Below are 11,925 nucleotides of genomic sequence, written 5' to 3' on the forward strand. Positions count from 1 at the left end.
GTACCTCGCGGTGCGCTGGCGAGTCAGCGCGTGGCAGGCGGCTGGACGCAGCCACCGTAAACACCGGATGGCGAACCGTGGCCAGCCACAACCAGGCAGGCGGCGGACCGAAGCCATCCTAAACACCAGTGGATGAACCAGGCCCGGCCCCAGGCGGTGAACGGCGCGCAGTAATCGCCGGGATTGCAACGCGAAAGCCGCGGGCTAGTCCAGGCGCAGGGAGTAGTCGATGGCGTGGAGGTGCTTGGTCAGCGCGCCGACCGAGATGTAGTCCACGCCGGTGGCGGCGATGGCCGCAAGGGTATCCGGTGTGACCCCGCCGGAGGCCTCGGAGATCGCGCGGCCGCGAATGCGCTGCACGGCCGTGGCCAGATCTGCCATCGACAGCTCGTCGAGCATGATCACGTCGGCCCCGGCGGCCAGGGCCTGATCGACCTCGTCGAGGTTCTCCGTCTCGACCTCTACCCAGCGCCCGGCGCCCAGGGTACGGGCTCGTTCCACCGCGGCCGCGATGGAGCCGCAGGCGGCGATGTGGTTTTCCTTGATCAGCACGGCATCCCACAGGGCGAGGCGATGGTTGTGGCCCCCGCCGCAGCGCACGGCGTACTTCTGCCCGTGGCGCAGGCCCGGGAGGGTCTTGCGGGTATCGAGGATGCGGCTGTCCGTGCCCTTCAGGCGGGCGACCCAGCGGGCGGTCTCGGTGGCCGTTCCGGAGAGGGTCTGGAGCAGGTTGAGGGCCGCGCGTTCGGCCGCCAGAACGGCCCGTGCGGGGCCTTCCAGGGTAGCGATCACGCGCGGTGCGTCGTCCACTTCCACGTGGGTGCCTTCGGCCACCTGCCAGTCGATCCGGGTCTCCGGCGCGAGGCTGGCGAACACGCGGTCGAACCAGGGCTGGCCACAAACGATCGCGCTCTCCTTCAATAGCAGCGTGGCGCGCGCCACCCGTTCAGCCGGGACCAGGGCGGCGGTCAGGTCGCCGTCGACACCATCGGGGCCCAGGTCCTCCGCGAGGGCGCCTTCGACCTCGCGCACCAGCATGGCCGCGTCCGGACGTGCGGGGCCCTGTGCGAACGGGTCGGATGGACCGCCCGCAAAGCTGTGCTCATCCCTCATGGCGATCCGGCATCGGGCGATGCGCCACGTAGTCGTCGCGCAGCTTCTTGACCAGGCCGGCCAGCAGGATCAGCGCGATCAGGTTGGGTGCGGCCATCAGGATGTTGGCGATGTCGGAGAAGTTCCAGACCACGCCCAGCGGGATGGTCGCGCCGATCACGATGAGGATGACGAACACGACGCGGTAGGGCATCACCGCGCGTTCGCCGAACAGGAAGTAGGCCGAGCGGTCGCCGTAGTAGGACCAGGCGATCATGGTGGAGAAGGCGAACAGCATCAGGCTGATGCCGACTACCATGGCGCCGAACGGACCCAGCGTGGAGCTGAAGGCGGTGGCGGTCAGCGAGGCACCGACCACGTCGTCGGCGCGGTCGATATAGGCCCCGGTGACGACAATGGCCAGGCCGGTCAGGGTGCAGACCACGATGGTGTCGATGAACGGCTCGAGCATGGCCACCGAGCCCTCGCGCGGCGGGTCGCCGTTCTTGGCCGCGGCGTGCGCCATGGCCGAGGAGCCCAGGCCCGCCTCGTTGGAGAACATGCCGCGCGCGACGCCGTACTGAATGGCGAGGCCGATGGCACCGCCGCCGGCGGCCCAGGGGTTGAGCGCGAGATTCAGGATGGTCCCGATCGCGGCCGGGACGGCCTCGATGTTGGCGGCGATCACCACGAAGGCGCCCAGCATGTAGATCACGGCCATGAACGGGACGATGGTCGAGGCGATCATGGCGATGCGCTTCACACCGCCGATGATCACCAGCGCCACCAGCACGGCCATGGTCAGGCCGATCATCAGGGCCATCCAGCCCATGATGTCGTCGTCGGCGCGCAGATCCGGCACGATGAAGGTCAGGCCGTCGACCACCGAGTTGGCCTGCACCATGTTGCCGATGCCGAACGAGGCGATCAGGGTGAAGACGGCGAACAGGATCGCCAGCTTCTTCATCTTGAGGCCGTGGAGCAGGGTGAACATTGGCCCGCCGGCGATGCTGCCGTCCGGGGCGATCTCGCGGTAGCGAACGGCCAGGGTGGTCTCGGCGAACTTGGTGGCCATGCCGAAGAAGGCCGTCACCCACATCCAGAACAGCGCCCCGGGGCCACCCAGCGCGATGGCCGTGGCCACACCGGCGATGTTCCCGGTACCGATGGTGCCGGACAACGCGGTCGACAGCGCCTGGAATGGCGAGATCTGCCCGGTGCCGCCGCCGCGTCCATCTGACCCGCGCAGGGCGCGCCAGCCCTCGCGGAATGCGACGACCTGGACCAGCCCCAGGCGAATGGTGAGGTAGAGCCCGGTGCCCAGCAGCAGGATCAGGGTGAGCGGGTTGCCCCAAAGCAGGCCGGCGGTGTCGCCGAGGAACTGGTCGATGGTGTCGAGCATCGGTGGGTCCTTCTGGTCCGGAGCGGCTTTGGCTGAAAACTCTACCGCGCACAACGAGTGTTGACGATAGCTTTTGTCGAACCCGGCCATTGGGCGCGTCTGTGGAACGCCGCGATGGACCCTGTTTCAATGGCGGCTTCGACTCTCAAGGACGACGCATGACCGAACCCTCTCCCGCCGTTTCCGAGCCGGATCACGGCAAACCGGTACCCCGGATCTTCCTCGTCGGATCGCTGATCGCACTGGCGGTCTTCATCTGGCTGGTTAGCCTGCTGTGGCCGATGCTGGAAGAGCGCATTGCCGATCTGAACACGCTGCAGATCGGCTTGCTGGCGAGTTTCGTCGCCGGTCTGATGACCGCGGTGGGGGCGATCCCGATCTTCTTCCTGCGCCGCATCAGCCAGTCGGTCGAGGATGCAATGATGGGTTTCGGCGCCGGGGTGATGCTGTCGGCCACGGCCTTCGAGCTGGTGCTGCCCTCGGTGGAGCAGGCGGAAGCGCAGTACGGCGGCGTGGGCATGGCCATTGTCGTGCTCGCGGTGGGGATCGGGCTGGGTGGCGGTGCATTGCTGGCGCTGCACAAGTTGGTGCCGCACGAGCATTTCTTCATCGGGCCGCAAAGCGGGGCCGACCCGCAGAAGATTCGCCGCGTCTGGTTGTTCATCTTTGCAATCGCACTGCACAACCTGCCGGAAGGCCTGGCAGTGGGGGTCGGCTTCGGCGGCGATGACGTGAGCGACGGGATCGCGCTGGCCATCGGGATCGGGCTGCAGAATATGCCCGAGGGGCTGGTGGTCGCCATCGCCCTGCTGTCGCTGGGCTACAGCAAGTGGGCGGCATTCGGGGTGACCTTGCTGACCGGGCTGGTGCAGCCGCTCGGCGGCCTGATCGGGGCCGGTGCGATCACGCTGATGGGGTTTCTGCTGCCCTGGGGACTGGCGTTCGCGGCCGGAGCGATGCTGTTCGTGATCAGTCACGAGATCATCCCCGAGTCGCACCGCAAGGGCCACGAGGCCCAGGCCACGGTGGGGGTCCTGGTCGGCTTCGTCGTCCTCCTCGCGATCGACATGGCGTTGTAGGGCACCGCGCACAATGGTCGCCACTGGCACCGTCATTGCGAGGAGCGCAGCGACGAAGCAATGATGGGGCTTTCTGGATGTGTGAGGGGGCAGGCCGGGGCGTCGGAATAGTGGCGCGGCCCGTCCGGGCTTTCGCAGCGAGGGTATTTTGGTCTACAATTACTTTCGTCTGTGGGCGCCCGACAATGCCCGCACACCGTTCTGGAAGAGATCTGCGATCGCCAGTCGATTGGCAGACGCCGAAGGCGCAACATCCGCCCGGAATCGCTCAGGCTACAGGACCGGAACGGTGCAGGAGACACACTCTGGAGAGCGGCCGGAAACGGCCCACCGAAGGGGGCGGTCACGCAGTCCGACAACGGGCTGACGCGACGCAAACTCTCAGGTTTCAGGACAGAGGGGCGGCTGGCAGATTCATTCTGCCGGCCGCCCCTTTTTTTATGCCCGGAGCGCGGCGGCCGGGCCTCGCGGTTCCACCGGCGGATGCCGGCGAGCCGACCACGACACGCAAGCAAGGCGAGAACTAGATGACGACGTTGAAGACAACTCCGCTCCATGCCGCGCATCAGCGCGCGGGGGCCAAGCTGGTCGATTTCGCCGGTTGGGAGATGCCGCTGCATTACGGCTCCCAGATGGAGGAGCACAAGCGGGTGCGCGAATCCGCCGGCATGTTCGATGTCTCGCACATGCAGGTCGTGGATATCCACGGCCCGCAGGCCCAGGCCTTCCTGCGCTATCTGCTAGCCAACGACGTGGCCAAGCTGAAGACCGAGGGTCGCGCGCTGTACAGCTGCATGCTGAACGAGGCCGGCGGCGTGATCGACGACCTGATCATCTACTGGACCGGTGGCGATACCTACCGCGCGGTGGTCAATGCCGCGACGGCCGAGGGCGACATCGCTCACATGCAGGCGGTCGCGAAGGACTTCGACGTGAACGTGGAGCCGCGCCCGGAGTTCGCCCTGATTGCGATTCAGGGCCCGCAGGCGGTAGAGAAGACCCTGCCGCTGTTGCCGGCCGATCTGCGCAATGCGGGGGATCTCAAGCCGTTTTCCGCGGTCTGGAATGACAAGTGGTTTGTCGCCCGCACGGGCTACACCGGCGAAGACGGCTTCGAGGTGATGCTGCCGGCTGATGAGGCCGACGATCTCTGGGAAAAGCTGAAGGATGCCGGCGTGCACCCCATCGGCCTCGGCGCGCGCGACACCCTGCGCCTGGAGGCCGGCATGAATCTCTACGGCACGGACATGGACGACCAGACCAATCCGCTGACCGCCAACCTGGGCTGGACCATCGCGCTGAAGGATGCCGAGCGCGACTTCATCGGCCGCGCGCCGATCGAGCAGTCGAAGGCCGAGGGCGTGAAGGAACGCATGGTGGGGCTGGTGCTGGATGGTCGCGGGGTGCTGCGTGGCGGCACCCGCATCGAAACCGAGGCCGGCGACGGCGTGGTCACCTCCGGCAGTTTCGCGCCCAGTCTGGGCGTGTCGGTCGCGTTCGCGCGTATCCCGGCCGGGGTCGAGGCCGAGCAGCTGCACGCGGACATCCGCGGCCGCAAGCTGCCGGTGCGCGTGGTCAAGCCGGTGTTCGTCCGCAACGGCGAGCCGCAGATCGATCTGCCGAAAAACTGAAGCGAGGATTGCCTCATCCCGCGTGCACCGGACTACACTGCGCAGGCGGGATCTAACAAGCAAAAGGAAGATGTCATGAGCGAAGCACCGAAGGACCTGAAGTACACCAAAAGCCACGAGTGGGTGCGCAGCGAGGCCGACGGCAGCGTGACCGTGGGTATCACCGATCACGCGCAGGAACTGCTGGGCGATCTGGTGTTTGTCGAGGCCCCGGAAGCGGGCAGCACCATCGAGGCCGGCACGGCCTGCGCCACGGTGGAATCGGTCAAGGCCGCCTCGGATATCTATGCGCCGATCTCCGGCGAGGTGACCGCGGTCAACGAGGACCTGGCCGACAGCCCCGAGAAGGTCAACGAGTCGCCCTTCGAGGATGGCTGGCTGTTCAAGGTGGAGCCGTCCGATGCCGGCCAGCTGGATGCGCTGATGGACGCGGATGCCTATGCCGCGCACGTCGAGGCGGAATCCTGAGCGTAGCCGCGTATCACCGGTCCCGGCCGCGTCCGGCCGGGACCCAACCGAACTTCGCCGCAATCGGCGAAAGCGAGACCTGACATGCCGTTTATCCCGCATACCGAAGAAGACATCCGTGCCATGCTCGACAGCATTGGCGCCGAATCCGTCGAGGACCTGTTCGACGAGATTCCCGCCGACCTGCGTGCGCCGCCACTCACGGGGATCCCCGAGGGCGAGAGCGAGATGGGCATCACCCGCCTGATGCAGGAGCGGGCTGCGAAGGACGGCATGCCATCGAATTTCATCGGGGCCGGTGCCTACGAGCACCACATCCCGGCCGCCGTGTGGCAGATCGCTACCCGCGGCGAGTTCTACAGCGCCTACACGCCGTACCAGGCGGAGGCCAGCCAGGGCACGCTGCAGCTGATCTACGAATACCAGACGATGATCAGCCGCCTGACCGGGATGGAGGTCTCCAACGCCTCCCTGTATGACGGCGCCTCCGCCCTGGCCGAGGCCGTGCTGATGGCGGTGCGCGTGAATCGCCGTTCCAAGGCCAAGCGCGTGCTGCTGCCGGGGGCGCTGCACCCGGACTATCGCAAGGTGGTGAAGACGCTGATCGGCAACCAGGGCATCGAACTGGTCGAACTGCCGTTCGACGAAACCACCGGCCAGACCCCGGTGGAGGCGCTGGCGCCGTATGCGGACGACGACGTCACCGCCATGGTGATCAGCCAGCCCAACTTCTTCGGCATCCTGGAAGACGTGGATGCCCTGACCGGGTGGGCCGAAGAACGCGGCATCCCGGTTATCGCCGTGGTGAACCCGGTCTCGCTGGCGCTGCTAAAGCCGCCGGGCGAGTGGGGCGCCAATGGCGTGGACATCGTGGTCGGCGAGGGCCAGCCGCTGGGTGCGCCGCTGTCGTCCGGCGGGCCGTACTACGGCTTCATGACCACGCTGAAAAAGCATATCCGGCAGATGCCGGGGCGCATAGTCGGCCGTGCCGAGGACGCCGACGGCAAGCCTGGTTTCGTGCTGACCCTGCAGGCGCGCGAGCAGCATATCCGCCGCTCCAAGGCGACCTCGAACATCTGCACCAACCAGGGCCTGGTGGTGACGGCGTCGACGATCCATATGTCGCTGCTGGGTGACGAGGGCCTGACCCGCGTGGCCGAGGCCTGCTACGCCAACACCCATGCGCTGGTGGAAAAACTGGCCGCCAAGGGCATCAAGCCGCGCTTTACCGGCGAGTACTTCCACGAAGTCGCGCTGGACTTCGGCGGCGATGCCGCGACCCGCGTGCAGACCATGGCCGATGCCGGCGTGCTGGCGGGCCTCGAGCTGAGCCGGGACTATCCGCAGCTGGATGGCTGCGTGCTCGCCTGCGCCACCGAGACCAAGACCGAATCCGACCTGGAGCAGTACGTGACCACTTGGGAGCAGGCCGCCTGAGGCGGTTCGGCTTCCCACGGTCAACGACACCAAGCGCCATACACATCAAGCCGGGAGGCAACCATGGCCGAAATCAAGCTGCAAGGTAATCCGATCAACACCAACGGCGATCTGCCGCACGTGGGCTCGCCGGCCCCGGACTTCAAGCTGACCAACAAGGATCTGCAGGATGTCTCACTGGCCGACTTCGGCGACAAGCGCAAGCTGATCTCCATCGTGCCCAGCCTGGATACCCCGGTCTGCGCCGACTCCACCAAGAAGTTCAACGAGATGGTCGCCAGCCGTCCGGATCTCGAGATCCTGATCGTCTCCGCCGACCTGCCGTTCGCGATGAGCCGCTTCTGCGCCGCCGAGAACTTGGAACGCGTGACCGTGCTGTCGATGATGCGCGATCGCAACTTCGCCCAGGACTACGGCGTGCTGATCCAGGACGGCCCGCTGGCCGGGATCACCGCGCGCGGTGTGGTCGTGCTGGATACCGACAACCTGGTGATGCACGCCCAGCTGGTCTCCGAGATCGGCGACGAGCCGGACTACGACGCCGCGTTCGCGGCCCTGGATGATCGGGCCAACCTGAGCCCGACCCAGTAATCGGCCGGAGTCCCTCCGTGCCGCCGGTGGCCGGGCCTGTGCCCGGTCGCCGTCACCCGAATACGCAAGCGAGAAACCGCTATGAGCACCACTGAAGCCAATCTGATCTTCGAACGTTCCCGCGCCGGCCGCTCGGCCGTGGCCCAGGCGCCGCGCGACCACGCCGCGACCCGCATCCCGGCGAACCTGCAGCGCAAGTCCGCGCCGGGTCTGCCGGCGGCCTCGGAACTGGACGTGGTGCGGCACTACACGCGGTTGTCGCAGAAGAACTTCTCCATCGACACCGAGTTCTACCCGCTAGGCTCGTGCACGATGAAGTACAACCCGCGCGCCTGTAACAGCCTCGCGATGCTGCCCGGGTTCCTGAACCGGCATCCGCTTGCTCCGGCCAGCCACAGCCAGGGCTTCCTGCAGACGATGTTCGAATTGCAGGAGATGCTGAAGGAAGTGACCGGCATGAAGGCCGTGTCGCTGGCGCCGATGGCGGGTGCCCAGGGCGAGTACACCGGTGTGGCCATGATCCGCGCCTACCACGATTCCCGCGGCGATACCGAGCGCCGCGAGATCATCGTGCCGGATGCCGCCCACGGCACCAACCCGGCGACCGCGATCATGTGCGGCTACGAGGTGCGCGAGATCCCCACCGACGATACCGGTGACGTGGATATCGAGGCCCTGAAGGCGGCCGTGGGTCCGCACACCGCCGGGATCATGCTGACCAATCCGTCCACCGTGGGCGTGTTCGAACGGCGCATCAAGCAGATTGCCGGCATCGTGCACGAGGCCGGCGGCCTGCTGTACTACGACGGTGCCAACCTGAACGCGATCCTCGGCAAGGTGCGCCCGGGCGACATGGGCTTCGATGTGATCCACATGAACCTGCACAAGACCTTCTCCACGCCGCATGGTGGCGGTGGACCGGGTTCCGGTGCCGTGGGCGTGGCCGAACGGCTGCTGCCGTTCATGCCGATCCCGCACGTGATCGAAGCCGAGCAGGGCGGCTACCGCTTTGCCGAGGAAACCGATCGTCCGCAGAGCATTGGGCGCCTGTCCGCCTTTGCCGGGAACGCCGGTGTGCTCCTGCGGGCCTATATCTACATGCGCATGCTGGGCCGCGAGGGCATGGTGCGGGTCTCCGAATTCTCGACCCTGAATGCCAACTACCTGGCGCGCGAACTGGCCGCGGCCGGGTTCGACCTGGCCTATCCCAAGCGCCGTGCCACGCACGAGTTCATCGTGACCATGAAGAAGCAGGCCAAGGAACGTGGACTGACTGCGGGCGATGTGGCCAAGCGCCTGCTCGACCACGGCTACCATGCGCCGACCACTTACTTCCCGCTGCTGGTGCCGGAGTGCCTGCTGGTAGAGCCGACCGAGACCGAGTCGAAAGAGACTCTGGACGGCTTCGTCGAGGCGATGGCCTGCATCTTGGCCGAGTCGGAGAACGACATGGACACGATCAAGGGCGCGCCACACACGCTACCGAACCGGCGCTTCAACGAAGTGGCCGCCGCCAAGGCGCTGGATGTCGTGTTCCAGCCCGCCGAGGACGGGGATGCCAGCGCGCCGCGCACCGGTACGCACGGCTGACGGGATTCCCGGGGACCCGCCCCGGGCTTCCTGGTTCGTCCTGTAACGCCCCCGCTTGTCGGGGGCGTTACCGTTTTGCAGGGCAGTAAACGCCTTATTGTGGGGTCAAGCGGAAACCGGACTGGTTATCTGGTAGGTTTCTGGACTCAGTCTACCAATCCACCGCCAGGTCCGAGGGCAGAAGGCACGCCGGGCGTGTCTTTGACGAAGTCTCTGCAAAGAGAGACGCAGACGGACAAGGAACCCAATGAGCGAGATTTGTGCCATCCACGGCTATGCGGCGCTGTTCGAGCATGCGCCGGTGGGGCTGGCCGAGATGGATACCGAGGGGCGCATCCTGCGCGCCAATCCCCGCCTGGGCGCCTTGCTGGCCTGTGATCCGGCGGATCTGGCGGACGCGATCCTGCAAGACTACGTGTGCCCGGACGACCGCGAGCGTTGCGCGGCGCGGCGTCACGTCCTGCTGAACGGGGATTGCAGCACCAGCAGCTTCGAGGCGCGTCTGCTGGATGCCACCGATCAGGCGCACTGGGTGGAGTTGGCGGTTAGCCGGATCCCGGCCACCGAGGACTGCCCCGAGGCCCTGCTCGTGGCGGTCGCCGATATTGGCGTGCGCAAGGAGACGGAGCAGCGTACCGAGACCCTGCTGCGCGCCAGTCCGGCCGTGATCTACACCATGGACCCCTCGGACTTCGGCACCATGACCTGGCTCAGCCCCAACGTGCAGGCCGTCACTGGCTGGGCGCCAGAGCAGGTTACCGGCCAGCCTGACTGGTTGCAGGCCCACCTGGCTCGCGAGGATTACCAGCGTTGCGCCGGCCAGGTGAAGCGCTGGCTGGCCGATGGCGCGCGCGGATTCTGTCGCCTGAGCTATCGCCAGCGCATGCCCAGCGGGCACTGGCAATGGCTGGAGGATCAGGTGACGGCGATCCGCGACGGTCAGGGCGCGGTCGTCGAACTGGTGGGTGCCTTCCAGGACGTGGGGGCGCGGGAGGAGACCGAGCGCCATCTGGAAAAGATTGCGCACAACCTGCCCGGGGTGATCTACCAGTACCGCCAGTACCCGGATGGCCGGGCGTCGTTCCCGTATGCCAGTGAGGGCATGGCCGATGTGTACGGCGTGACGCCCGAGGCCGTAATGCTCGATGCCCGCCGCGTTTTCGACGTGATCCACCCGGATGATGTCGAGCGGGTCGCCGCCAGTATCGAGGCCTCCATGCGCTGCCTGGAATCGTGGCGTCAGCGCTATCGCGTGCGCCACCCCGAGCGCGGCGAGATCTGGGTGGAAGGGCATGCCAGTCCCGAGGCACTGGAGGATGGCAGTGTGCTCTGGTTCGGGGTGATCCTGGACATCACCGAACGGGTGCAGGCCGAAGAGGTCCTGCATCTGCGCGAGCGCGAGCTGGCCGAGGCCCAGCGCATCGCGCATATCGGCAACTGGGTGTCGGACTTTGTCCGCAACGAGGTTCGCTGGTCGGACGAGGTCTTCCGGATTTTCGGGATGTCCCGCGGTGAATGGGGCGGGACGCACGAGGCCTTTATGCATGCGGTGCATCCGGGCGATCGCGAACGGGTCCAGGCCGAGGTGGATGCCTCGCTGGGTGGGGACGGGGCGCTTGATATCGTGCACCGGGTTCTGCGCCCGGACGGCGACGAGCGCGTGGTGCACGAACGCGGTTATGTAGAGTTCGATGCCGCTGGACGCGTCCAGCGGATGATCGGCACGGTCCAGGACATCACCGAACGCCATCATCTGGAGCAGGAGCAGCGTCTGCTGGCGGCGACCTTCGACAGCAGTCAGGCGATCTTCATCACCGATGTCGAGGGTACGATCCAGCGCGTCAACGCGACCTTTGCCGAACTCACGGGATTCACCGAGGAAGACGCGGTGGGCCAGAATCCGCGCATCATGAATTCGGGCCGACAGGACCGCGGCTTTTATGACGAGATGTTCCAGTCCGTGCGTGAAAACGGCCACTGGTCCGGCGAGGTGTGGAACCGGCGCAAGGATGGCCGGATCTTCCCCCTGCACGAGATCGTGACTGCGATCCGGGATGCCAGCGGTGTGATCGAGTACTACATCGCCATGTTCCACGACATCTCGCGGCAGAAGGAGCTGGAGGCTGCGCTGGAATATCAGGCCTTCTACGACACGCTGACCGATGCCGCCAATCGGGGCCATTTCGAGGCATTGCTGGAGCAGGAGGCCCGGCGGGCGGAGCGCTATGCAGACCCCTGTTCGCTGGTGATGCTGGACCTGGACCACTTCAAGCGGATCAACGACACCCATGGCCACGACATCGGCGACGAGGTCCTGCGCCGGGTGGTGGCGACGGCCGGCGAACGCCTGCGCCAGTCCGATGTGCTGGGCCGTTGGGGCGGCGAGGAATTCATGGTCATGCTGCCCAGTACCCGGGCCGAAGATGCCTGCCGCCTGGCCGAGGATCTGCGCCGGCAGGTGGCCGCGCTGGATCTGCCCCGGGTCGGGCAGGTGACCATCAGTCTGGGGGTGGCGGAGTGTCGTCGTGGCGAGGCGATCAAGGACTGGATCAAGCGTGCGGACGATGCGATGTACCGGGCCAAGCACTCGGGGCGCAATCGGGTCGTATGGCAGGATTGACGGCCACGGCCAAAC

At 66.5% G+C, this 11,925-nt stretch carries 9 protein-coding genes and 2 riboswitches; of the genes, 7 read left to right on the forward strand and 2 right to left on the reverse strand.

Annotation, left to right across the window (positions count from 1 at the left end; genetic code table 11):
* Positions 1 to 204: 204 nt before the first annotated feature.
* The gene (gene nadC / locus B0684_RS05275; RefSeq protein ID WP_018650380.1) at positions 205 to 1,038 is read right to left on the reverse strand and encodes a carboxylating nicotinate-nucleotide diphosphorylase; all 834 of its coding nucleotides are present in this window, start codon (positions 1,036 to 1,038) and stop codon (positions 205 to 207) included.
* A 64-nt stretch (positions 1,039 to 1,102) separates the two neighbouring features.
* Positions 1,103 to 2,494: an alanine/glycine:cation symporter family protein gene (locus tag B0684_RS05280; RefSeq protein WP_018650379.1), complete on the reverse strand. Its 1,392-nt coding sequence runs from the start codon at positions 2,492 to 2,494 to the stop codon at positions 1,103 to 1,105.
* A gap of 158 nt (positions 2,495 to 2,652) precedes the next feature.
* Here B0684_RS05280 and B0684_RS05285 point away from each other — a divergent pair, with 158 nt between their 5' ends.
* The 7 genes from B0684_RS05285 to B0684_RS05315 all read left to right on the forward strand — a co-directional run bounded on the left by B0684_RS05285 (position 2,653) and on the right by B0684_RS05315 (position 11,910).
* Positions 2,653 to 3,573, forward strand: coding sequence for a ZIP family metal transporter (locus B0684_RS05285; protein WP_018650378.1), 921 nt, complete (start codon positions 2,653 to 2,655; stop codon positions 3,571 to 3,573).
* A gap of 192 nt (positions 3,574 to 3,765) precedes the next feature.
* A riboswitch (glycine riboswitch) is annotated at positions 3,766 to 3,867 on the forward strand.
* Between the two features lies 1 nt (position 3,868).
* Positions 3,869 to 3,980: riboswitch (glycine riboswitch) on the forward strand.
* A 120-nt stretch (positions 3,981 to 4,100) separates the two neighbouring features.
* On the forward strand, positions 4,101 to 5,204 hold the full coding sequence (gcvT, locus tag B0684_RS05290; RefSeq protein ID WP_018169372.1) for a glycine cleavage system aminomethyltransferase GcvT: 1,104 nt from the start codon (positions 4,101 to 4,103) through the stop codon (positions 5,202 to 5,204).
* A 75-nt stretch (positions 5,205 to 5,279) separates the two neighbouring features.
* Positions 5,280 to 5,672 (forward strand): glycine cleavage system protein GcvH, encoded by a 393-nt coding sequence (gene gcvH / locus B0684_RS05295; protein ID WP_018176402.1) that lies wholly within the window; start codon positions 5,280 to 5,282, stop codon positions 5,670 to 5,672.
* An 84-nt stretch (positions 5,673 to 5,756) separates the two neighbouring features.
* Complete coding sequence (gene gcvPA / locus B0684_RS05300) at positions 5,757 to 7,109, forward strand: aminomethyl-transferring glycine dehydrogenase subunit GcvPA (protein ID WP_018176401.1); 1,353 nt, start codon at positions 5,757 to 5,759, stop codon at positions 7,107 to 7,109.
* A 63-nt stretch (positions 7,110 to 7,172) separates the two neighbouring features.
* Positions 7,173 to 7,700 carry a thiol peroxidase gene (gene tpx, locus B0684_RS05305; RefSeq protein WP_018146132.1) on the forward strand — a complete coding sequence of 176 codons (528 nt, stop codon included), beginning with the start codon at positions 7,173 to 7,175 and terminating at the stop codon, positions 7,698 to 7,700.
* Between the two features lie 81 nt (positions 7,701 to 7,781).
* A complete protein-coding gene (gene gcvPB, locus B0684_RS05310; protein ID WP_018169375.1) occupies positions 7,782 to 9,290 on the forward strand; it encodes an aminomethyl-transferring glycine dehydrogenase subunit GcvPB in 1,509 nt (502 codons plus the stop codon).
* A 247-nt stretch (positions 9,291 to 9,537) separates the two neighbouring features.
* A complete protein-coding gene (locus B0684_RS05315) occupies positions 9,538 to 11,910 on the forward strand; it encodes a sensor domain-containing diguanylate cyclase (RefSeq protein WP_018650377.1) in 2,373 nt (790 codons plus the stop codon).
* Positions 11,911 to 11,925: the final 15 nt, after the last annotated feature.

Source organism: Thioalkalivibrio versutus (assembly GCF_001999325.1).
Lineage (GTDB): Bacteria > Pseudomonadota > Gammaproteobacteria > Ectothiorhodospirales > Ectothiorhodospiraceae > Thioalkalivibrio > Thioalkalivibrio versutus.

What these genes read in the sequence shown, in the direction of transcription:
- gcvPB (WP_018169375.1), top strand. Translation starts at nt 7,782, where the DNA reads ATGAGCACCACTGAAGCCAATCTGATCTTCGAACGTTCCCGCGCCGGC.
- gcvPA (WP_018176401.1), top strand. Translation starts at nt 5,757, where the DNA reads ATGCCGTTTATCCCGCATACCGAAGAAGACATCCGTGCCATGCTCGAC.
- B0684_RS05285 (WP_018650378.1), top strand. Translation starts at nt 2,653, where the DNA reads ATGACCGAACCCTCTCCCGCCGTTTCCGAGCCGGATCACGGCAAACCG.
- tpx (WP_018146132.1), top strand. Translation starts at nt 7,173, where the DNA reads ATGGCCGAAATCAAGCTGCAAGGTAATCCGATCAACACCAACGGCGAT.
- gcvH (WP_018176402.1), top strand. Translation starts at nt 5,280, where the DNA reads ATGAGCGAAGCACCGAAGGACCTGAAGTACACCAAAAGCCACGAGTGG.
- nadC (WP_018650380.1), bottom strand. Translation starts at nt 1,038, where the DNA reads ATGCTGGTGCGCGAGGTCGAAGGCGCCCTCGCGGAGGACCTGGGCCCC.
- B0684_RS05280 (WP_018650379.1), bottom strand. Translation starts at nt 2,494, where the DNA reads ATGCTCGACACCATCGACCAGTTCCTCGGCGACACCGCCGGCCTGCTT.
- B0684_RS05315 (WP_018650377.1), top strand. Translation starts at nt 9,538, where the DNA reads ATGAGCGAGATTTGTGCCATCCACGGCTATGCGGCGCTGTTCGAGCAT.
- gcvT (WP_018169372.1), top strand. Translation starts at nt 4,101, where the DNA reads ATGACGACGTTGAAGACAACTCCGCTCCATGCCGCGCATCAGCGCGCG.